This is a genomic window from Mycobacterium sp. (genome assembly GCF_035499775.1).
Lineage (GTDB): Bacteria > Actinomycetota > Actinomycetes > Mycobacteriales > Mycobacteriaceae > Mycobacterium.
On sequence record NZ_DATJYB010000229.1, the window covers coordinates 1 to 19,627 of the forward strand.

19 protein-coding genes and 2 pseudogenes are annotated in these 19,627 nt (G+C 65.9%); 12 read left to right on the plus strand and 9 right to left on the minus strand.

Annotated features, from left to right (window positions below; translation table 11 throughout):
* Nucleotides 1-133 precede the first annotated feature (133 nt).
* Nucleotides 134-1,143: pseudogene (locus tag VML93_RS15265) on the plus strand (phosphotransferase).
* Here VML93_RS15265 and VML93_RS15270 read toward each other — a convergent pair.
* Nucleotides 1,140-2,000 carry an LLM class F420-dependent oxidoreductase gene (locus VML93_RS15270; protein ID WP_325611854.1) on the minus strand — a complete coding sequence of 287 codons (861 nt, stop codon included), beginning with the start codon at nt 1,998-2,000 and terminating at the stop codon, nt 1,140-1,142. The pseudogene VML93_RS15265 and the gene VML93_RS15270 sit on opposite strands and share 4 nt — an antisense overlap.
* 3 nt (nt 2,001-2,003) lie before the next feature.
* Nucleotides 2,004-2,360: a DUF488 domain-containing protein gene (locus tag VML93_RS15275; RefSeq protein WP_325611855.1), complete on the minus strand. Its 357-nt coding sequence runs from the start codon at nt 2,358-2,360 to the stop codon at nt 2,004-2,006.
* Between the two features lie 86 nt (nt 2,361-2,446).
* Between VML93_RS15275 and VML93_RS15280 the strand changes: the two genes are divergently transcribed.
* A complete protein-coding gene (locus VML93_RS15280) occupies nt 2,447-3,721 on the plus strand; it encodes a DUF222 domain-containing protein (protein ID WP_325611857.1) in 1,275 nt (424 codons plus the stop codon).
* Here VML93_RS15280 and VML93_RS15285 read toward each other — a convergent pair.
* Both VML93_RS15285 and VML93_RS15290 read right to left on the minus strand, forming a co-directional pair.
* Nucleotides 3,718-4,422 (minus strand): DsbA family protein, encoded by a 705-nt coding sequence (locus tag VML93_RS15285; protein ID WP_325611858.1) that lies wholly within the window; start codon nt 4,420-4,422, stop codon nt 3,718-3,720. The genes VML93_RS15280 and VML93_RS15285 overlap by 4 nt on opposite strands.
* A 32-nt stretch (nt 4,423-4,454) precedes the next feature.
* Complete coding sequence (locus VML93_RS15290) at nt 4,455-5,744, minus strand: PucR family transcriptional regulator (protein WP_325611860.1); 1,290 nt, start codon at nt 5,742-5,744, stop codon at nt 4,455-4,457.
* A gap of 102 nt (nt 5,745-5,846) precedes the next feature.
* On the opposite strand from VML93_RS15290, the gene VML93_RS15295 reads away from it, so the two are divergent.
* From VML93_RS15295 to VML93_RS15305, 3 genes are all read left to right on the plus strand, one after another.
* Nucleotides 5,847-7,319: a class I adenylate-forming enzyme family protein gene (locus tag VML93_RS15295; protein WP_325611862.1), complete on the plus strand. Its 1,473-nt coding sequence runs from the start codon at nt 5,847-5,849 to the stop codon at nt 7,317-7,319.
* Between the two features lie 100 nt (nt 7,320-7,419).
* A complete protein-coding gene (locus VML93_RS15300; protein WP_325611864.1) occupies nt 7,420-8,220 on the plus strand; it encodes an SDR family oxidoreductase in 801 nt (266 codons plus the stop codon).
* 10 nt (nt 8,221-8,230) lie between these two features.
* Nucleotides 8,231-8,998 carry an SDR family NAD(P)-dependent oxidoreductase gene (locus VML93_RS15305; protein ID WP_325611865.1) on the plus strand — a complete coding sequence of 256 codons (768 nt, stop codon included), beginning with the start codon at nt 8,231-8,233 and terminating at the stop codon, nt 8,996-8,998.
* A gap of 7 nt (nt 8,999-9,005) precedes the next feature.
* Here VML93_RS15305 and VML93_RS15310 read toward each other — a convergent pair whose 3' ends face one another.
* The gene (locus VML93_RS15310; RefSeq protein WP_414686362.1) at nt 9,006-9,923 is read right to left on the minus strand and encodes an HpcH/HpaI aldolase/citrate lyase family protein; all 918 of its coding nucleotides are present in this window, start codon (nt 9,921-9,923) and stop codon (nt 9,006-9,008) included.
* Between the two features lie 78 nt (nt 9,924-10,001).
* On the opposite strand from VML93_RS15310, the pseudogene VML93_RS15315 reads away from it, so the two are divergent.
* The 3 genes and pseudogenes from VML93_RS15315 to VML93_RS15325 form a co-directional block, all read left to right on the plus strand.
* A pseudogene (locus tag VML93_RS15315) lies at nt 10,002-10,148 on the plus strand (SRPBCC family protein); the annotation flags it as partial.
* 107 nt (nt 10,149-10,255) lie between these two features.
* Nucleotides 10,256-10,813, plus strand: coding sequence for a hemerythrin domain-containing protein (locus VML93_RS15320; RefSeq protein ID WP_414686363.1), 558 nt, complete (start codon nt 10,256-10,258; stop codon nt 10,811-10,813).
* Nucleotides 10,814-10,834: 21 nt separating this feature from the next.
* Nucleotides 10,835-12,277: a protein adenylyltransferase SelO gene (locus tag VML93_RS15325; protein WP_325611868.1), complete on the plus strand. Its 1,443-nt coding sequence runs from the start codon at nt 10,835-10,837 to the stop codon at nt 12,275-12,277.
* Here VML93_RS15325 and VML93_RS15330 read toward each other — a convergent pair whose 3' ends face one another.
* The gene (locus VML93_RS15330) at nt 12,278-13,450 is read right to left on the minus strand and encodes a hypothetical protein (protein ID WP_325611869.1); all 1,173 of its coding nucleotides are present in this window, start codon (nt 13,448-13,450) and stop codon (nt 12,278-12,280) included.
* A 66-nt stretch (nt 13,451-13,516) separates the two neighbouring features.
* Between VML93_RS15330 and VML93_RS15335 the strand changes: the two genes are divergently transcribed.
* Both VML93_RS15335 and VML93_RS15340 read left to right on the plus strand, forming a co-directional pair.
* Nucleotides 13,517-14,080 (plus strand): helix-turn-helix domain-containing protein, encoded by a 564-nt coding sequence (locus VML93_RS15335; RefSeq protein ID WP_325611870.1) that lies wholly within the window; start codon nt 13,517-13,519, stop codon nt 14,078-14,080.
* 130 nt (nt 14,081-14,210) lie between these two features.
* Nucleotides 14,211-15,269, plus strand: a complete 1,059-nt coding sequence (locus VML93_RS15340; protein ID WP_325611872.1) for a phosphotransferase family protein — start codon at nt 14,211-14,213, stop codon at nt 15,267-15,269.
* Here VML93_RS15340 and VML93_RS15345 read toward each other — a convergent pair.
* Nucleotides 15,266-16,093 (minus strand): LLM class F420-dependent oxidoreductase, encoded by an 828-nt coding sequence (locus VML93_RS15345; protein ID WP_325611874.1) that lies wholly within the window; start codon nt 16,091-16,093, stop codon nt 15,266-15,268. The genes VML93_RS15340 and VML93_RS15345 overlap by 4 nt on opposite strands.
* 89 nt (nt 16,094-16,182) lie before the next feature.
* Nucleotides 16,183-17,058: an oxidoreductase gene (locus tag VML93_RS15350; protein ID WP_325611876.1), complete on the minus strand. Its 876-nt coding sequence runs from the start codon at nt 17,056-17,058 to the stop codon at nt 16,183-16,185.
* An 86-nt stretch (nt 17,059-17,144) separates the two neighbouring features.
* Between VML93_RS15350 and VML93_RS15355 the strand changes: the two genes are divergently transcribed.
* Nucleotides 17,145-17,729: a TetR/AcrR family transcriptional regulator gene (locus VML93_RS15355; protein WP_325611878.1), complete on the plus strand. Its 585-nt coding sequence runs from the start codon at nt 17,145-17,147 to the stop codon at nt 17,727-17,729.
* On the opposite strand, the gene VML93_RS15360 is transcribed toward VML93_RS15355, so the two are convergent.
* Nucleotides 17,726-18,370 (minus strand): helix-turn-helix domain-containing protein, encoded by a 645-nt coding sequence (locus VML93_RS15360; protein ID WP_325611880.1) that lies wholly within the window; start codon nt 18,368-18,370, stop codon nt 17,726-17,728. The two genes, VML93_RS15355 and VML93_RS15360, sit on opposite strands and share 4 nt — an antisense overlap.
* 60 nt (nt 18,371-18,430) lie before the next feature.
* On the opposite strand from VML93_RS15360, the gene VML93_RS15365 reads away from it, so the two are divergent.
* Nucleotides 18,431-19,627, plus strand: a complete 1,197-nt coding sequence (locus tag VML93_RS15365; RefSeq protein WP_325611882.1) for an acyl-CoA dehydrogenase family protein — start codon at nt 18,431-18,433, stop codon at nt 19,625-19,627.

The following is a 19,627-nucleotide window of genomic DNA, read 5'->3' on the forward strand; positions in this document are numbered from 1 at the left end:
CGGCCGGCCCGGTTGCACTACGCTCACGTTTGGAAACGATACGTGTCGTTTCTTAGTGGAGCGAGAGGACCCGCCAGTGACCACCACTGCCCCGTCGGTGCCCCAAAGCTGGGATGACATCACTCCCGAGTGGATGTCGGCAGCGCTGGCCGCGGACTATCCGGGTGCCACGGTCGAAACGGTGACGGTTGCCGACGTGACGACGGGACCAACCGACGTGCCCGGTTGGGACTGACGTACTCGTCCGGCAACGGGCCCGCGACGGTGTTCGCCAAGGCCGCCGATCCCGCCCACAAGGCGATGATTCGCCTGACCAGCGGCATGTTTCATGAGCCGCGACTGTTCATGTGCGGAGCGGATCTGCCGCTGCAACACCCGGTCGTCCATACCGCCGCGATCGACGAGGCCGACTACGACTTCGTGATGATCATGGAGGATCTCACCGCTCGCGGCGCCGACCCCCGCGAGGCGACCCGGCCGATGACGATCGAGCAGGTTGCCACCGGCGTGCGCGGCCTGGGACGAATGCACGGCAGGTACTGGGGCGAACGCGTGCTGCGCGAACCCGCATTGGGGTGGCTCGAACCGTTCCTGCCGTGGGACGGAATGCAAGCGGCGCCGCTGCCGGCCGCGCTCGAACAGCTCGGGGACGACGCTCCGGCCGAGGTGATGTCGTTGACCATCGACAAGCTCATCGAATCCATCTGGAAGCCCTATATCCGGACGCTGACTTCGGGGTCGCCGCAGACCTTGCTGCACGGCGATCCTCATATCGGCAACACCTATCTACTGCCGACTGGCGAGGTCGGATTCCTGGACTGGCAGGTGGCTCGCCGCGGCAATTGGTCACTTGATCTCGGTTACTTCCTGCAGGGCGCGCTGACGGTCGAGGATCGGCGGCGTAGCGAGCGCCAACTGCTCGAGGAATACCGCGACGCGCTCGGTCTGCCCGCCGACGAGCTGCCGAGCAGCGACGAGGTCTGGCTGCGATACCGGGCATCGGTGGCGCATGGGCTGACGATATGGCTGGTCACCGCCAGCGCCGGCGCATGGCAGCGGCGCGATATCTCTGTCGCACTGGCACAACGGTATTCGTTCGCCTACGCCGACCTCGATACCGCGTCCGCGCTGGCGGCCCTTTAGGACCATTTGTCGGCCAGAGCCGCAACCCAGCCGGGTACCGCACCCGGGTCATCCGGCGGCGCCTCGACCACCACGAACTCGTCCACTCCCAGCTCGGCTAGGGCGCCGACGTCGGTGGCGTGCGGCTCAAGCAGAGCCACGGCCAGACGTAGCTCGGCGCGGTCGCGTCCGGACTCGGCACACAGCCGCTCCAGCTTGGCGACGCTGTCTCGCACGGTGGCCACGTCGTCGAGGTTGAAGCCGTACCAGCCGTCGCCCCAGGCCGCTACCCGCCGCAAGGCGGCGTCGCTGTTACCCCCGAGCACGACCGGGATACGACGATCGCGAACCGGCTTGGGGTTGACCCGAATTGACTCGAAGTTGACGAATTCCCCTTCGAATGAGGCAATGTCGTCCCGCCACATGGTGCGCATTGCGGTGACATATTCGGCGGTGCGGGCCGCGCGGTGCTCGAAGGGCACCCCCAATGCGTCGAATTCCTCTTTGGACCAACCGATTCCGATGCCGAGCGTCAGCCGTCCGCCGCTCAGCTTGTCCAGGCTGGCAGCCTGCTTGGCCATCACCACCGGATTGTGCTCAGGCAGTAACAGCACACCGGTCGCAATGCCGATCCGCGACGAAGCGGCCGCGGCGAAACCCAACGCGACCATCGGGTCGAGCCAATCCGCTTGGGCGGGAACGGCGATGACGCCGTCATCGGAGTACGGGTAGCGCGACGCGGATCGATCCACCATGATGACGTGTTCACCCGCCCACAGCGTGGCGAACCCGCAGGCGTCCGCCGCGGACGCGACGGCGTCGATCACCGCACGCTCCGAACCAGACCCAATTCCCAACGCGTGCAGTCCGAGTCGCATCGGTCAGCGGCCTTTCAGGAGGTTGGCCAGGACGGTGGCGTGACTGCCGTCCGGGTTGGGGGTGGCGGTCACCAGGGTCACGGTGCCCTGCTTGGACAGCTTGCGCAGTTCCCCGAGTGCCGGGCTGCCGTCCAGTTCCGCCGCGTACTGCGACGCGAACTCGTCGAACCGATCGGGCTGGTGGTGGTACCACTCGCGCAGTTCCTTCGACGGCGCTACGTCCTTGAGCCAGATACCGACCCGCGGGTCGTCTTTGCGGATTCCGCGCGGCCAGATGCGATCGATCAGGACGCGCTGCCCGTCGTCGGGATCGATGTCGTCATAGATTCGCGCCACCCGAACCGCACGTTTGGCACTCACGCCATTGCCTCCGCTGTCACATCAACATCGTGGCACCCTTGCCTGCCAAAAAGGCCGAGTCAGTGGAGTCTGGTACGGTCGAACATATGTTCGAAGAACTGATGGCGGTCGATCCGGGAGCTGACGAAGCGGCGTTGATCGAGCACATCGCCGAGATGGAGCGAGTGAAGTCGGCCGCCGCGGCGAAGCAGGCTCGCGCTGCGGCCACCCTGGACACGGTGCGCCGGACCGCTGAAGCGGAAGCCGGTGTGCCCGCCGCACGCCGCGGACGCGGTTTGGCCAATGAGATCGCGCTGGCGCGACGAGACTCACCGGCCCGGGGCAACCGGCACCTCGGTTTCGCAAAGGCCCTGGTCCACGAGATGCCGCACACCCTCCGAGCGCTGGAGTCCGGGGCGCTGTCGGAGTGGCGGGCGACGCTGATCGTCCGCGAGAGCGCCTGTTTGGACGTCGAGGACCGGCGCGCGTTGGATGCCGAGTTGTGTGGCGACCCGGCGAACCTCGACGGGATGGGTGACGCGCGCGTGGCCGCCGCCGCCAAGGCGATCGCCTACCGACTGGACCCGCATGCCGTCGTCGACCGTGCGGCCAAGGCCGAGACTGAACGCACGGTCACCATTCGGCCCGCACCCGACACCATGACGTATGTGACCGCCCTGCTGCCGGTAGCTCAGGGCGTCTCGGTGTACGCCGCGTTGCGCCGGGCAGCCGACACCTGCACCGACGGGCGTTCACGCGGGCAGGCGATGGCGGACGCTCTGGTCGAGCGGGTCGCCGGCCGTGACGCGGCCGTTCCGACGCCGATCGCGGTCAACCTGGTCCTGTCGGACGAGACGTTGCTGGGCGGCGACGACACGCCTGCTGAGATCAGCGGCTACGGCCCGATCCCCGCGGCTGTCGCCCGCGCAATGGTGGAACGCGCAGTCGGCGACCGACGGTCCCGTGCGACGCTGCGCAGGCTCTATGCCCATCCGCGGAGCGGGGCACTGGTATCGATGGAGTCGCGGGCGCGGCTCTTTCCGAAAGGCCTGGCCAGGTTCATCGAGATGCGGGACCAACGTTGCCGCACTCCCTACTGCGACGCGCCGATCCGACACCGCGACCATGCCCAACCCTGGGCCGACGGCGGGCCGACTGCGGCGATCAACGGGCACGGGTCGTGCGAGCAGTGCAACTACGCCAAGGAGGCCGCAGGTTGGCGGGTCAGCACGAGTATGGACGAAAATCACACGCATACAGCAGAATTCACGACACCAACGGGCCATCGATATCGGTCTGGGGCCCCGCCGCGAGCGCCGGCGATCACGATCAGCCACGTCGAGGTCCGAGTCGGCATCGCGCTCGCTCGGCACGCCGCCTAGCTGGATTTGGGTCCGGTGGTGAGGCGCTCGACGTCGATGACCTCACCGCGGTTGATGCTGACCCAGTCGCGCCCATCGAGATAGGGGCGCAGACTGCGTCCGATGAGCTCGGCGTCGGCCTGCGACTTCGGCCGCTGGAGTTCGTAGACATGCGGCAGTTCGGCCATGCCGGTGACGACGTTCCACAGCGTGAGCGCAGCCGGACCGGTCGGGGGGTCGACCAGCACCGGGCCGAACAGGCATTGCCCGGACATGAACAGCGTCGGCACACCGTATCCGCCCGCGTCGACGACACGCTGGTGCTCGGCGCGAACTTCGTCGTGGGTGGTCGGATCCTCAAGCGCCGCATCGAGAATCGCCGCGTCGACGCCGATGTCGCGAAGCAGGCGACGGGCAACCTCGGGGTCGTGCGGTTTGCCGCCCAGCGTGTGAAGTTCACGGCCGATCGCGGCATACCACCGGTCCAGCAGCGACATGTCGGTTCGCCGCAACAGAGCCCCGATCCGCATCAAAGACCAGCCGTAGGACCACTCACGCTCCCACGGATGCTTCTTGCCCTCGACGCGATTGACCTCCTCGAGACTGAAAAAGCGCCAATTGATGGTTATCCCGACCTGCTCGCGGACGTCGCGGATCCACAGCGAAGTTTGATACGCGAACGGGCACATCGGATCGAAATGAAAATCCAGCTCGGTACTCATCTAAATCCCGATCCTTTGTCCAACACGGGAGATCATAACCGCTTATCGGAGGACCGCTCCGGTTTCAGGACGACGGCGCCGAACCACTCACAGACCAGCAGCGCCATCTCGACATCGAGCCGATCGTCGCCGATCGGTCGCCCGCGACGCTGGATCGCCCGCTGTATCCGGTACTTCACCGAGTTGAAGTGCAGGTGCAACTGCTCGCCGGTGGCTTTGTAGCTGCCCTGCTCCCGCAAGAACAGAGCGAGCGTCTCGCGCAGCGTCGCGTCGTTGCCCGAATCGGACGCCAGCGGTCCGAGAATCTCGCTTACCCAGGCCCGCGCCTCGGAAAGGTCGGTGCCCATCAAGGCGGCAGCCGATAGCCCCTGGTCACTGAACGCGGTGACACGCGCGGTGGACGACGCGACGGCGACGCGATGGGCGTTTCTCGCTTGGCGATGTGATCGCCGGAAGCCGTCGACTCCCGGCAACGGTTCGCCCAGCGCGGCATACGGAGCCTCGTCGAACTCGCCCGCGAAACGGCGGACGCGCTCGACCGGGTCAGCGTCGTTGGCTTCGAGTGGAATCCATCCCCAACCGCTGACGCGGTCGGCCGCGACGAACAGGGCGCTTCCGGCGTGCATGTGCTCGGCGAGCTGATCCAGGAAACGCTCTAAGCGGACGAACTCGTTGCCGAAGTTTGCATCCTCGGAGAACCACACGACGAGCCCGAGGTGCAGCTTCCGCAGCGGGTAGCTGATCTGCTTGATCATCGCGTCGACGTCGATGTCGCCGCCTTCGAGAATCTCGGCAACCCGGACGTCACGGACGCGGCTGCGGTTCTCCAGCCACCGGTCGCGTTCGGCTTCATACACCTCGACCACCTGCTGCGAGATCCAGTCGATGTAACGAAACGAGATTGCGGAGATTTGCCCGAAGACATCCAGGCCCAGCGCCGGATCGGCGCCGACCTGGTGGATTCCCTCGACGATCATGTCCAACACGACTTTGTGACCGATGCGGTAGGCACGCACCAGCGCGTTGACGGCTACGCCGCGCTGAGCCAACCGCCGGGCGTATTCCAACGCCGCCGTTGGCGACTCGACACGCTCGATCGGGATTCCGTGATAAATCGCGTTCAGTATGGTCGCAACATTTCCCTCAATGCTGTCGTGCATAAGCTCGAGCAGCTGAGAGTCGCCGCGCAGCTCGCCGATTTCCAGTTCCAGTGCCTTTTGCACCGAAGCGGTCGCGTCGGCCAAATTGTCGCTGAGCCGATCGACGACTTCGAGTACGACCTGGTCGACTGCCGCATCGTCGAAGCGGCTTCGGTCCGCCATGAACCGACAGTAGACGGACTGTTCTCCCGAGACAGTGTGACCACCTGAATTTCATCGTGGGAAGACGGTGCGGGCGACGTCCCCGATTCATACGGTGGCCAGATGAATTTCGCGACCTTGCCCGATCAGCGCGCCGAACGCGACCCGCTGGGCCCCAGTGTCGCCGACGACAACGCCAGCCTGACCAACGCCGAGTTTCTCGACGCGGTCGTTCGCGCAGCCGCCGCGCTGCAAGCACGTGGGGTGTCGGCCGGCGACGTCGTGGCGATCATGCTGCCCAACACCGCGAGCTTCGTCGTATCGCTCTTCGCCGCGTGGCGCCTCGGCGCGGCGGCCACACCGATCAACCCGACTCTCGCCGCGGCCGAAATTGCCCACCAGGTCTCCGACGCCGCAGCGAAGGTGCTGATTGTGGAACAGCCCCTCGCCGGTGAGGTGCCCGAGGTCTCAGTGCTGTTGACGAGTGAACTGGCATCAGGACCATCGCGGGTCGAGGGATCCGTACAGGTCGCCGAAGACCTCCTCGCACTGTTGATCTACACCAGCGGCACCACCGGTCGCCCCAAGGGCGTGATGCTCGACCACGCGAACCTGAACGCCATGTGCGCCATGGTGATCGACGAATTCTCACTCAACAGCACCGACCACAGCCTGCTTATCCTGCCGCTGTTTCACGTGAACGGCATTGTCGCCGGGACACTCTCACCGCTGCTTGCCGGCGGCCGCCTTACGGTGGCCGGACGATTCAGCCCGAAACATTTCTGGAATCGCATCGAACAGAGCGGGGCCACCTATTTCTCGGCCGTGCCGACCATCTACACCATGCTGGCCGATCTTCCGGCGGAGGTCACACCCGACACGTCGTCGGTCAGATACGGGGTCTGCGGGGCGGCCCCGGCCAGCGTCGAGTTGCTGGACAAGTTCGAATCCCGTTACGGCATACCGATCATCGAGGGATACGGGCTGTCCGAAGGCTCCTGTGCCAGCACGGTGAACCCGCTCGACGGGCCACGCAAACCGGGCACCGTGGGGCGCCCGCTGCCCGGGCAGCAGATCCGGATCGTCGACGTGAACGGCGACCAGGTTGCCGACGGCGAAGCCGGCGAGGTACTCATCCAGGGCCCGAATGTGATGCGAGGCTACCTGAATCGTCCCGAGGAGACCGCGAAGACCCTGGTCGACGGCTGGCTGCGTACCGGCGACATCGGCCACCTCGACGAGGACGGCTACCTGGTCTTGGTGGACCGGGCCAAGGACATGATCATTCGCGGCGGCGAGAACATCTACCCGAAAGAAATCGAAGCGGTTGTCTACCAATTGCCGCAGATCTCCGAGGCGGCCGTGGTCGGACGAGCCCACCCGGTCTATGGCGAGGAACCGGTGCTGTTCGTGTCATCGAGCCCGGGAGCCGCGCTCGACATCGATCAGATTCGCGCGCACCTCACCAATTCTCTCGCGAAATACAAACTGCCGGTGGAGATCACGATCCTCGACGAGCTCCCGAAGAACCCCGTCGGCAAGTTCGACAAGCCATCACTTCGCAAGAAGCTCGCCGCCGACAGCCATCGCGTCTGACAGCCCCACAAATCAGGAGACAGTGGGAAAATGGGATTCTTCAAACCACGCTTCCCCACGGAGGTGACCTGGTCGCTGACCGCCGTACCGAGATAAAGTCATGCAGAACAACGGCTTTCGAGTTAGAGAGGTTTGGGAAATGAATGATCTGACAGGGCGGCGCGCGATTGTTTCCGGCGCCGCCCGCGGAATCGGCCTTGCGATCGCCAAGCGGCTGGTCGAGGGCGGCGCCAGAGTGGCGGTGGCAGACATCGACGGCGACGGCGCCGAGGAGGCGGCCGCTCAGCTGGGCAGCGGCAGCATCGGTGTGCGCTGCGACGTATGTTCCATGACGGACGTGAACGCAGCGGTCGCCACCACCGTCGAGGCCTTTGGCGGCCTGGACCTCCTGGTCAACAATGCGGGCATCGAAATCGCCAAACCCATTACGGAACTCACCGAAGACGATTTCAGCCGCATCCTCGACATCAACGTCGTCGGCACATTCCGCTTCACCAAGGCGGCACTGCCCGCGCTGGCAGCGGCCGGCGGTAGCGCGATCGTGAATCTGTCCTCCGTCGCCGGCACCGGCGGCGGCCCGTTACTGAGCGCCTACTGCGCATCGAAAGGCGCCGTCATCCGCTTCACCGAATCGGCGGCGGTCGAGCTTCGTCAGGCCGGGATCCGCGTCAACGCCGTCTGCCCGGGCCTGATCCAGACCGAAATGGCCGACCGGCTCGCCGCACCGATCGAGGCCATCGCCCCGATCTCGTTCGACGAGCTCGTCAGTCTCAAGCAGGGCCGCTTCGGCACGCCTGAAGAGGTGGCCGAGACGGTGGCCTTCCTCGCCTCCGACGACGCACGTTTCGTCAACGGCGCCCACTACCTTGTCGACGGCGGCATGACCGCCAACCTTTTCTAGGAGAACAGCCGTGACATCCGAGTCACTGAGCGGCAAGATCGCCGTGATCACCGGTGCAGCGCGCGGTATCGGGTACCAGATCGCCCGGGCCTACGCCGCGCACGGCGCGACCGTCGTGCTGTCCGACATCGAGGCGCAGGCGGCGCAGGCGGCCGCCGATACCGTCCCCGGAGCGAGCGCACTTGGTTGCGATGTGCGCGACCAGAACAGCGTCGCCGAACTCTTCGAGCGGACCGCCAGCCAGTACGGCAAGGTCGACATCGCGGTCGCCAACGCCGGAATCGCCACGGTCGCACCGCTGTTGGAGATGCCGTTCGACACCTGGCGCACCATGATGTCGATCAATCTGGACGGTGTCTTCCTCACCCTCCAGCACGCGGCGCGAACAATGATCGCAACGCAGACAGCCGGATCCATCATCACGATGGCATCGGTGACGGCCCTGGCCGGTGTTCCACTGGTCGGGCACTACGCCGCCGCGAAGGCCGCTGTCGTGAACTTGACCAAGACGGCGGCACTCGAACTGCGGCCCGCGGGAATCCGGGTCAACGCGATTCTCCCGGGCTTTGCCGAGACCCAGCTCGTCACGGCCAACAAGGAGCAATACGAGGCCGGGTTGGGCACCGACTTCGACGACCTGATCCGTCAGGGGCAGGGCGGATACGTGACCGTGGAAGACGTCGCGAGCCTGGCGCTGTTCCTCGCGAACAACCGGTCAGGGTTCTGCACCGGCGGTGCCTTCGTGGTCGACGGCGGGCTCACGGCGAGCCTCATCTGACCTTCGCTCAGTAGTGATACGTGTCCGACGGGGCGGGCATGTGCACCTGTTCGTCCTCGAACTCCGACGCTTCGATGCCGTAGGAACGGGCCAAGTCGAGGATCTTCGTGGCCCTGGCTATTCGCGGTAGGTCGGACCCGTTGCGGATCTCTCCCCCATCGCGTTCAAACTCGGCGAAAAACTCTTTCGCCCAGCCGATTTCGTCTTGCGAAGGGGACAGACCCTCGTTCACCACCGCACACTGGTCGGGCGTCAGACAGATCTTGCCGGTCATCCCGAACTCGACGGAGACCGCCGTCGCCTCGATGAGCTTCAGCGCATTGGAGCCGATCGTGGGCCCGTCGATCGCACTGGGCAGGCCGGCCGCCTTGGCGGCGATGGTGAAGCGCGACCGCGCGTACGCCAGGGTCATCGGGTCTTCTCCGAGCCCGGTGTCCCGTCGGAAATCGCCGATGCCGAAGGCGAGCCGGAAGGTGCCTTTGGCCGCGGCGATCTCGGTCATGCGCTCCAGACCTCGAGCCGTTTCGACCAACGCGACGATCGGCACCTTGGGCAGTCGTTTCGCGGTCTCGATGACGTGGTCCATCGATTCGACCATCGCCAGCATCACCCCACCGACCGAGCTGGTGGCCAGCGCGGCCAGGTCGTCGGCCCACCAGGGCGTGCCGAAGCCATTGATGCGGACCCAGTCGGTGTTGTCGCCGTTGAGCCACCGCACGACGTTGTCGCGGGCGGCCTCCTTGCCTTTGGGTGCGACGGCATCCTCGATGTCCAGAACGACGATGTCGGCGCGAGAGTGTGCCGCGGACTGGAACCGGTCGGCGTGCGCACCGTTGACCAACAACCAACTGCGGGCGAGCACCGGGTCGATGCGTGAGCCGATGTCAGCAGGGTCGCCCGCGGCGCTGTTGACCTCTTCAGACATTGCGTGATCGGTCGTCATCTCCAAACCGTAGCGACAGCGCCGACCGGATGGTGAAGATGCCCCCGAAACGCCCGCGCCATGGTGTTGGATGGCGGAGTGGCAGACATCAGCCGCAGCCGGACAATCGCGGCCCAGCCGCAAGCGATCTGGGACCTCCTGGCCGACTTCGGTTCGCTGAGTTCATGGGCGGACAACGTCGACCATTCGTGCGTGACCAACCACGGCAAGTAGGGGCCGTCGCGTACTGGGGCGATAGGGGATCTAGGCCGTTTAGCCGCTGCTCCGCCGGGTATGTCTCGCCTAAGCGGACTGGAGGTGTCGCCGTGGTCGAAATGATGATCGAATCGCCGGACGAAGTCGTCGCGTTCCTCAAGGCGCAGCACAATCTGATAGAGGACATGTTCGACGAAGTGCTGCTTGCCTCGGACCCCGAAGCGCGTGAGAAACCATTCGTCGAACTGCGCCAACTGCTGGCCGTGCACGAAGCGGCCGAGGAAATGCTGATACATCCGCGGGTCCGCCGCGAGTTCTTCGCCGTCAGCTCGATGGTGGACGCCCGACTGAAAGAAGAGCACGACGCGAAGGAGCAATTGTCGCGAATTGAGAAGCTCGACACCACGTCGCAGGAGTTCATTGATGAGCTCGTCACGCTGCGCGAGGCGGTGCTGCAGCACGCCGAGAACGAGGAGCGCGACGAATTCCCCAAGCTGGAAGGGAAACTCGACGCCGACGAACTGAAACGGCTGACAACAGCCGTGCGGGTGGCCGAGGCCCTGGCACCGACCCGTCCGCATGCCGGCGTGGAATCGGCGAAGTTGAACCTCGCACTCGGGCCGTTTGCGTCGATGCTCGACCGCGCGCGGGACGCGATCCAACAAGCCATCGGCTAGCTTCTCCGTATTCTGGGTCAGGTGAGCGTCACCTCGGATACGGCCGTCACCCTGCAAGACCGATTTTCCCGCGAATTGCCGGAGATGGCTGTCCGCTGGCAAGCGGATGCGACTCCCGAGCCGCGGCTGCTCGCCCTCAACGAGCCGGTGGCCGCACAGCTCGGCCTCGACACCGCCTGGCTACGGAGTTCGGATGGACTGCGGTTCCTGGTGGGCAATCTCGTTCCCAGCGGCGCCGAGCCGGTCGCCCAGGCCTACGCCGGGCACCAGTTCGGTGGCTGGGTCCCCCGGTTGGGCGACGGACGCGCACTGCTGCTGGGTGAGCTCGCCGGCGCCGACGGACGCACGGTGGACATCCACCTCAAAGGTTCCGGGGCCACGCCGTTCGCCCGCGGTGGTGACGGTCTCGCCGCGGTGGGGCCGATGCTGCGCGAATACATCGTCAGCGAGGCGATGCACGCCCTGGGCATCCCGACGACCCGATCCCTGGCCGTCGTGGCGACCGGACGCCCGGTGCAGCGGGAGACGGAACTTCCCGGCGCGGTGCTGACCCGCGTCGCCAGCAGTCATCTGCGGGTGGGCAGCTTCCAATACGCCGCCGCTACCGGCGACATCGACCTGCTGCGTCGCCTGGCCGATCATGCCATCGCCCGCCACCATCCCAGCGCGGCGCAGGCCGAGCGCCCCTACCTCGCGCTGTTCAGAGCGGTGGTGGCAGTGCAGGCATCGCTGGTGGCGCGCTGGATGCTGGCCGGCTTCGTCCATGGGGTGATGAACACCGACAACATGACGATCTCCGGCGAAACCATCGACTACGGGCCGTGCGCGTTCATGGAGGCCTACGACCCCGACACGGTGTTCAGTTCGATTGACGCATGGGGGCGCTACGCCTTCGGCAACCAGCCGGCCATCGCCGGGTGGAACCTGGCCCGGTTCGCTGAGACGCTGCTGCCGCTGCTCTCCGAAAACGTCGATGAGGGAATCACTCTCGTCGAGGAGTCGTTCGCGGCAGTATTCCAAGCCCAGTACGACGCCGTGTGGTTGTCCGGTGTGCGCGCCAAACTCGGTGTGACAGAAGGCGTGCAGGCCGAGTTCCTGGCGGCGTTGGTCGAGGAGCTTCTGGTCCTCTTGAAGGACAGCGGCGTTGATTACACGTCGTTCTTCCGCCGCCTGAGCCAGGCGGCGCGAGGCGACCTCGATCTCGACGGCTTCGAGGGCTGGATTGCGCGCTGGCGAGCCCTGGGCCCCGATGCCGAAGTCATGGACCGCGCCAACCCGATCTACATTCCGCGCAACCATCTGGTCGAGGAGGCGCTGAGCGCGGCGACCGCGGGCGATCTCGATCCGGTTGAGCGACTACTTGATGCCGTGACCGCTCCCTTCGACGAGCGACCGGGCCTGGAACGGTACGCCAGTGCCGCGCCGGAGGATTTCGGCACCTACCGAACCTTCTGCGGCACCTGATTACAGGAACGAGTTCTCCGGGGTGAGGCCGCGCTCCGGAAACGCGCCGAGGGCAAAGGTTTCGGCATTGCCCAGCCCGCTGCCTCCCCCGACCGGATCCTCCACCCGGACGAGAAGATCCCGCAGCTGGTGCAACTCGCGCGCGTTCTTGGGGTCGTCGCAGTCGGTCACGTGGTTGCCTTCCACCTTCAGATCGCCGACCCACTGGCCTGAAACCCAGTCGTTCCAGCCGTAGTACCCGGCAGTGCCGAGGTGAAAGCCGGTCGGGCCGGCAGCGGTGATGGTCAGCGGGCGCTTGGCCCCGGCCGAATCGATCAGGCTGATCGTGCCATGGGTGAAACGACGGTTGTCGTCCCGGAAATGCAGGTCCTGCTCGACGGACACGAACCGTTGCGAGGCGCCATCGGCGTTCTGTTGTTCTGCCTGACAACGGATCTCGGTGAACCCGTCACCGCGCTCCTCTTGGTAGAACACGAACAACGAGTAGGCCGAGCCGTCGACGCGCGTCAGCGTCATCGGCAGCCAGGTCATGAACATCTGCTTGATCTTTCGGCTACCACGTGGCAGGCCGGGTATCGGCTTGCCCACCCCCGGTCGCAGTCCCCACGAGTGATCGCGGATCGAAATCCACTTGTCGTCCTCGATCGCGCTGCGCACGCCGTCGACCTCCACCCAGCCCGATGCGACGCCGATCTGGTGGTAGCGCAACACATTATGAGTGACTCGGTACCCATCCGGGCTCCGGTCCGGCCATGGGTCTTCCAGCGCGGCGTCGAAGCTGCCGCGCAGGACGACATCGAAGGAGATCGGAGCGTGCTCGGTCGCGTCAAGGCTCACCTGGATCGCGCGCAGCGGTTCGACGACGCGGTAATGAATGGGCCCGACGTCGGTGCCCGCCGAGTCCGACGACAGCCGCCGGCCCGCGCGGACGGTCCACTGCTCGGTTCCGCGGCACACGCCGCCAGCTCCGTCGAACACGCCCCGGTTGGTGTACTTGCCGATCCCGAGCACCACCTGCAGCGAGTTGTCCCGCGCATGCGCGGTCGTCCAGATCTTCTCCGTCCAGGACGGATCCGATTGGCTCACTGTCGCAAAGGTGTCCACGATCTGATGGGTGAGGAGCTCGTCCTCGGGCACCAGCGACCCGTAGTTCGTCGACAGCAATGCGGTCACCTTTCTGCGGCCGGCCCAGGGTAGCGACAGTGTGACATTTGACCGTCTGGATGTAAAGTACTCGATGTGCCTGTTCGTCCGGTCGTGGAGGCCGAAGCGTCGACGAGACGGCGGATTCTCGCCGCCACGTTCGTCGTGCTCGCCCGCGACGGTCGCCGCCGGCTGCAGCTGTCCGACGTGGCCGCCGAGGCCAAGGTCTCGCGTCCCACGGTGTATCGCTACTTCGGGTCGAAGGAAGGGCTGCTGGAGGCATTCGGCCTTTACGAGCAGGACAATTTCGACGCCGGGATGGCCGGTGCCATGGCCGGGTTGAGTGGCGCAGACCGGCTGGACGCCGCGTTGCGGTTCATCGTCGATTTCCAGAGCACGTATTCACTGGGGTCGCTGGCCGACACCGAGCCAGACCACGTCGTTCACCAGATGAAGCGGGTGCTGCCCATCATGCAGGAGCGCGTCGCCCGCGTCATCGGCACCGACAGCGGCGACCTCGCGGCCGGGGCGGTTGTCCGGATTGCCGTGTGCCATTACATGATTGGCGGCAGCAGTCCGGATCGGTTCCTGGCCGAGCTGCGCCATGCCGCCGGCCTCGCGCCGTCCCGCCGCCGGCTGCCCCGGTCTGCCGCCGGCTAGTCGTCCAGCCAGTCCTCGATGTCGCCAAACGTCGGGGGTTCGGCCACCCTGCGAGCGTATTACATCTCACCGGCTGGACGTAAACACCAGATTCTTTACATTTGATGCGGTCTATGTAAATCTAGCTCGCATGGCAGGCATCGCTCTCGTGCAACGCGATCTGCCCGCCATCCAACGCCAACTCGAGTCCTGGTTCGAGCACAGGTTCGGGCGCAAGACCGCGGTCTCGGATCTGCGCGCGGCGAATCGGGCTGCCGGATGGTCGAGTGAGAGCCTGATATTCACCGCCGAAGTCGACGGCTTTGCCAAAGATTCCGCCGACGATTATGTGGTGCGCATCCCGCCCGGAGGCGGCGGCATCTTCCCCGACTACGACCTGGACGCGCAGACCCGAACCCAGAACCTGCTGCATGAGCACGGGATTGCGACTCCGTCGCCGATTCACTACGAGCCTGACGAATCATGGATCGGCTCAAGGTTTCTGGTGATGCCGCGCATCGCGGGCCACACGCCCTCAGACACGTCGTACGCGACCCGGGGGTGGCTGCACGACGCGGGCCCGACCGTGCAGCGGCGCGCCCACGACTCCTTCCTCGAGACACTCGCCCTGCTACAGCACGTCCCGTTCGGCGCGGCCGGCTGGCTACACCGGCCGGGCGGGGTCGGAATCTCGGCCGAACTGGCCTGGTGGCACGACTACGTGAAGTGGGGCACCGACAACCAGGTTCCCGACCTCATGGCCGAGGCATTCGCCTGGCTGATCCGGCACCAACCCGAGCAGACCGCCGAGTTGTCGGTGTGCTGGAACGACGCCCGACTGTCCAACGCGATCTTCGACGACGCGAGCCAGCTCGTCGGAGCCCTCGACTGGGAGCAGGCCTGCGTCTGCCCGGCCGAGACCGACTTCGCCTGGTGGCTGGCGACCCGTCGGCAGACGCTGGAGGTCAACGGCCTCGATCTGGATCCCGAGCTACCGGGATTCGACACCCGCGAGCAAGTTATTCGACGGTACGAGAACATGATTGGCCGTCGCCTCGTCGATCTCGACTGGTATGAAGTGTTCGCCATGGTGCGCATGGGATGCTGCATCCTGCGCACGCAGGTGCTGCTGCGCAAGATCGGCCAGAGTGATCACTTCCTCACCCGGGCACCGTTTCTGCCCAGGTGGACGGTGGAAGCGATTCGTTAGTCCAGTTTGGCGAACTCGGCCTGCCATTCGTCAAGCTGTCGAAGCGTCTGGTCGCGGGGCTCGGTCGGCAGCTCCACCAGGATGTGGTCCACCCCCAGTTGCGCATAGCCTTCAACGTTTTTCGCCGTCGGTTCTCCCGCATGGATATTGATCACCGGAACGTCGGGACCGGCGACGGCGCGCAGCTCGTCAAGCTGACGCGACAGCACCTTCGCCGACGGGGCCATCGGTATCCAGCCGGCATTCAGCCGAGCGATCCGCTTGAAGCCCGCCCGCCCCGCACCCACATACACCGGCGGGTATGGCTTGGTCACCGGCTTGGGCCAGGAGTAGATCGGGTCGAAATCCACGTATTCCCCATGGAATTCCGCCTTCTCCTGCGTCCAGATCGCGATCATCGCATCCAGCCGCTCGTCACTTACGCGCCCGCGTACCCCGGGATCGACGCCGTGGTTGGCGATCTCTTCGCGCAGCCAGCCGACGCCCACACCGAAGCGAAACCTTCCCTGCGACACCAGATCCAGCGATGCGACTTCTTTCGCCGTCGTGATCGGATCACGCTGCGGGAGCAGCGCGATGCCGGTGCCCACAACCAGCCTCTCGGTGGCGACCGCCGCCGCAGTCAACGTCACGAACGGATCCAGGGCGCGATAGTACTTCCGTGGAATCGGGCCGCCACCGGGATACGGAGTCTTCGCGTCGACCGGGATGTGGGTGTGCTCGGCGACGAACAGCGACTCGAACCCACGCTCCTCGAGCGCCACTGCCAGCTCGACAGGACGAATGCCCTCGTCGGTGACGAATGTCAAAACACCGAAACCCACGCTTGCTCCTCTAGTCAGGACGCAACACTTCTCAGGACGCGACACAACGCCGAGGCCCGAGCGTACCGATGCCGGCGCGACGATGCTCCCTAGTTGGCGGCACCGCCCGGCAAAACCGCTACCCGATTTTTGTCCGACGAACGGTTGGGTGTGGTCGTCAACTTGTTCGCCTTGCGAATTCCCTTGTCGAGCAGCGAGGCCGGGGCGAACTTGCGGAGTAGCGAGAGTCGCCGCGCCATGGGTCCGGCCGGATACCGCAACTTCGGTGTACGGCTGGTCGCTGCCTTGAGGACGACTTGTGCGACCACAGTGGGATCATCCCCGGCGCGCACCGCCTCGGTGAGGACCCGTCGAACATGCTCGCGCGTGGTCGCGTAGCTGTCGATCGGTGAATCAGCGTCGGCCGCGTTGGCCTCGAATGAGGTGCTGGTGTACGCGGGTTCGACGACTGAAACCCGCACGCCGAATTCGCGGGTTTCGTGATCCAGGGATTCCGAGTACCCCTCGACCGCGTGTTTCGAGGCTGAATACAACGCGCCATACGGCGCTGGAAGGAGACCGAGCACGGAGCCGATGTTGATGATGCGTCCGCTGCGCTGCGCGCGCAGCTGCGGCAGCACCTCACGGGTCAGCCGCACCAGCCCGAAGAAATTCGTGTCGAAGAGCTGCTGCGCCTGGGCGACCGAGCTCTCCTCGGCGGCGCCGATGACCCCGACGCCGGCGTTGTTGACCAGGATGTCGATGCGACCCGCGCGCTGAACAACCGTCGAGACAGCCCGGGTGACCGACGCGGCGTCGGTGACGTCGAGCTGCACCAGTTCCACCCCGGGGACGGGTTCGGTCCCGCTCGGGTTACGGCTGGTGCCGAAGACCTCAAAACCCTTCGCCGCGAACGCGTTTGCAACGGCTCGGCCGATTCCTGATGAGACTCCGGTAACCAATACCACGGGCTGGCGATGATTCATTTCTGCTCCCTAGTAGACCGAGCGGTGTACCTCCGCGACGCTACACCGCTTGACGCGCGATGTAAACCGTTCGGTATACTTGCCGCATGGTGCAGCGTACGAAGAGCAAGGGCGGCCGCGGCGCACGCCAGCGCATCCTGGACGCCGCGGCCGAATTGTTCTACCGCGAGGGCATCAACGCCACTGGCGTCGAACGGCTCGCAACCGAATCCTCGGTGTCCAAACGGACGCTTTACCAACACTTTCCGAGCAAGGCGGCAGTCGTAGAAGCGTACCTGCGCAGTATGGAGCCACGCGTCGCGGATCCCCTCCAACCCGGGGCTTTGGCCGCCGAGCGAACGCCGCGCGAGCGACTGCTGGCCCTTTTCGCCGTTCCCGCCGGGCTCGGGGCACCGATGCGGGGTTGCCCCTTCCACAACGCGGCCGTCGAGGCGGCGGGATCCATGCGGGGAGTTCAAGAGATCGTCCGTGCCAACAAACGCAGGTTCATCGACGCGCTCAGCGAGCTGGCCGGGCAAGCGGGCGCCGGCGACCCGCAACTACTGGCCGACCAGCTCGCCGTGCTTTACGAGGGCGCGGCCTCGTTGGCCACCTCGTTGGACGACCCGTCGCCGTGGGCGCAGGCGCACACGGCGGCAGAGTCGCTGATCGACCAGGCGCTGACCGATTAGCTGACCAGGGCGCCGGTGAGCGCGCGGCTGATGAACTCGCCGTAGCGAGCCGCAGACCAACCCCGTTCGAGCACGAGAAGCTCGTAGAGTTCGGGAGCGTGGTACGTCCAAAGCACATCGCGCGCCACGCCGGCGCTGACCCGTAGCTGTCCGGTCTCGACGAGATCGGCGGCGAACATCTTCATCGCGGTGAGCGTTTCTTCCCGGATCTGTTTCCAGACCGACGCCGCATCCGGGGAAGAGGCGGCGCCGTCGCGAGCCAGCAGCTGGACCGGAGCGCTGCGCGGCATCGTCGACGCCAGGTGCTTGGCGTAGATCGCGATCTTTCGGCCGGCGTCGGGCGCGTTACGCACCTCCTGGATGACCTCTCGCTGAGCCATTGGGACCGGATCATCGTCGCCGGCGACGGACACATCGAAGAGCGCTTTGAGCACTCCCGCCTTGGTCGTGAAGGTCTTGTACACCGTTTCCACCGACACGCCCGCGTCCCGGGCGATCTCGGCGATGGTCGTCGCCGCGTAGCCCTGCGCGAGGAAACGCTGCCGAGCGGCCCGCAGCGCGCGTTGCCGGTTTTGTTGTGCCTGTTCGCGACGTTGCGTCGAGTTGTAGCGCCGCGGCGGCTGCCCCTTGACAGGTCCCATAATTCAGTACATGCTCCTGTATCGAATACAGTTGACTGTATCAGACTAAGGGAGCCACACATGACCACCGCCGCCCGGACCAGCGCAAACCTTTCCGACGGACACTGCCCCGCCGCGGTGGCTCGCGCGCTTGCACCCGAAATCACCCGGCGCGCAGACGAAGCCGAAGCGCTCGGAACAATGCCGATCGATCTGGTCGAGCGGCTGCGGGGGGCGGGAGTCTTCCGCGCATTACAGCCGCGGTCGTTCGGCGGCTTCGAGGTGGCTCCCGTTGACTTCGTCGAGATGATCGAGGAGCTGGCGCGCGCCGACGGCTCCGCGGGCTGGATCGCGGCAATCGGCGCCGGCGCACCGGCATTCACCGCTTGGCTCAAGCCCGCCGTCGCGATGCAACTGTTCGGTTCGGAGGCCGACTTCACGGCGGCCACGGTGTTCGCCCCCGCCGGGCGCGCGGTGCCCGACGGCACCGGCCGGTTCACCATCGACGGGCGCTGGCCGTTCGCCAGCGGTTGCCGCCACGCCGAATGGTTCCTGGCCGGGATGTTCGTCTTCGACGGCGACGCGCCACGCATCCGTGCCGACCGGGGCCCCGACTGGCGCCTCGCGTTCTTCCCCCGCGCGAACGCCGAAATCGTCGACAACTGGGATGTCCTGGGGCTGTGCGCCACCGGCAGCAACGACATTGCTGCCCAGGCCCTCAGCGTTGCCGAAGAGCACACCATCAGCCCGTTCTTCGAGTTGGCCGGCCACGACGGGCCACTCTGGCGACTGCCGTTTTTCACGCTGGTGGGGGTGGCTCTGGTCGGTGTTCCGCTGGGGATCGCGCGGCGCGCGCTCGACGAGTTCACCGACCTCGCGACGACGAAGGCACGCACCGGGGCGTTCCAGCCAATCGCCCAAGACCCCGCCGCGCAGGTCACGTTCGCTCGGGCTGAAGCCAGTCTGCGGTCCGCTCGCGCGTTTGTCCTCGACGAGGCCGGGGCACTTTGGGACCGGGCGTGCGCCGGCGACATGCCACCACTGCAGCAGCGCGCCCGTTTCCAGCTCGCCGCGCAACATGCGATGCGGGCGGCGCGCCACGCCGTCGATGCGGCGTTCGATCTGACGGGCGCAAGCGCGGTGCACGCCACCCACCCGCTGCAGCGGTGCTTCCGGGATTTGCACACGGCCGGCCAACACGTGTACTTCGGCCCGGCTGCCATGAAGCGCTACGCCAACACCCGCTTCGACATCGCCCAGCCGAGCCACCTGATATGA

What these genes read in the sequence shown, in the direction of transcription:
- VML93_RS15270 (WP_325611854.1), bottom strand. Translation starts at nt 2,000, where the DNA reads ATGCGACTCGGACTGCACGCGTTGGGAATTGGGTCTGGTTCGGAGCGT.
- VML93_RS15280 (WP_325611857.1), top strand. Translation starts at nt 2,447, where the DNA reads ATGTTCGAAGAACTGATGGCGGTCGATCCGGGAGCTGACGAAGCGGCG.
- VML93_RS15285 (WP_325611858.1), bottom strand. Translation starts at nt 4,422, where the DNA reads ATGAGTACCGAGCTGGATTTTCATTTCGATCCGATGTGCCCGTTCGCG.
- VML93_RS15290 (WP_325611860.1), bottom strand. Translation starts at nt 5,744, where the DNA reads ATGGCGGACCGAAGCCGCTTCGACGATGCGGCAGTCGACCAGGTCGTA.
- VML93_RS15295 (WP_325611862.1), top strand. Translation starts at nt 5,847, where the DNA reads ATGAATTTCGCGACCTTGCCCGATCAGCGCGCCGAACGCGACCCGCTG.
- VML93_RS15300 (WP_325611864.1), top strand. Translation starts at nt 7,420, where the DNA reads ATGCAGAACAACGGCTTTCGAGTTAGAGAGGTTTGGGAAATGAATGAT.
- VML93_RS15310 (WP_414686362.1), bottom strand. Translation starts at nt 9,923, where the DNA reads ATGTCTGAAGAGGTCAACAGCGCCGCGGGCGACCCTGCTGACATCGGC.
- VML93_RS15320 (WP_414686363.1), top strand. Translation starts at nt 10,256, where the DNA reads ATGATGATCGAATCGCCGGACGAAGTCGTCGCGTTCCTCAAGGCGCAG.
- VML93_RS15340 (WP_325611872.1), top strand. Translation starts at nt 14,211, where the DNA reads ATGGCAGGCATCGCTCTCGTGCAACGCGATCTGCCCGCCATCCAACGC.
- VML93_RS15350 (WP_325611876.1), bottom strand. Translation starts at nt 17,058, where the DNA reads ATGAATCATCGCCAGCCCGTGGTATTGGTTACCGGAGTCTCATCAGGA.
- VML93_RS15355 (WP_325611878.1), top strand. Translation starts at nt 17,145, where the DNA reads ATGGTGCAGCGTACGAAGAGCAAGGGCGGCCGCGGCGCACGCCAGCGC.
- VML93_RS15360 (WP_325611880.1), bottom strand. Translation starts at nt 18,370, where the DNA reads ATGGGACCTGTCAAGGGGCAGCCGCCGCGGCGCTACAACTCGACGCAA.
- VML93_RS15365 (WP_325611882.1), top strand. Translation starts at nt 18,431, where the DNA reads ATGACCACCGCCGCCCGGACCAGCGCAAACCTTTCCGACGGACACTGC.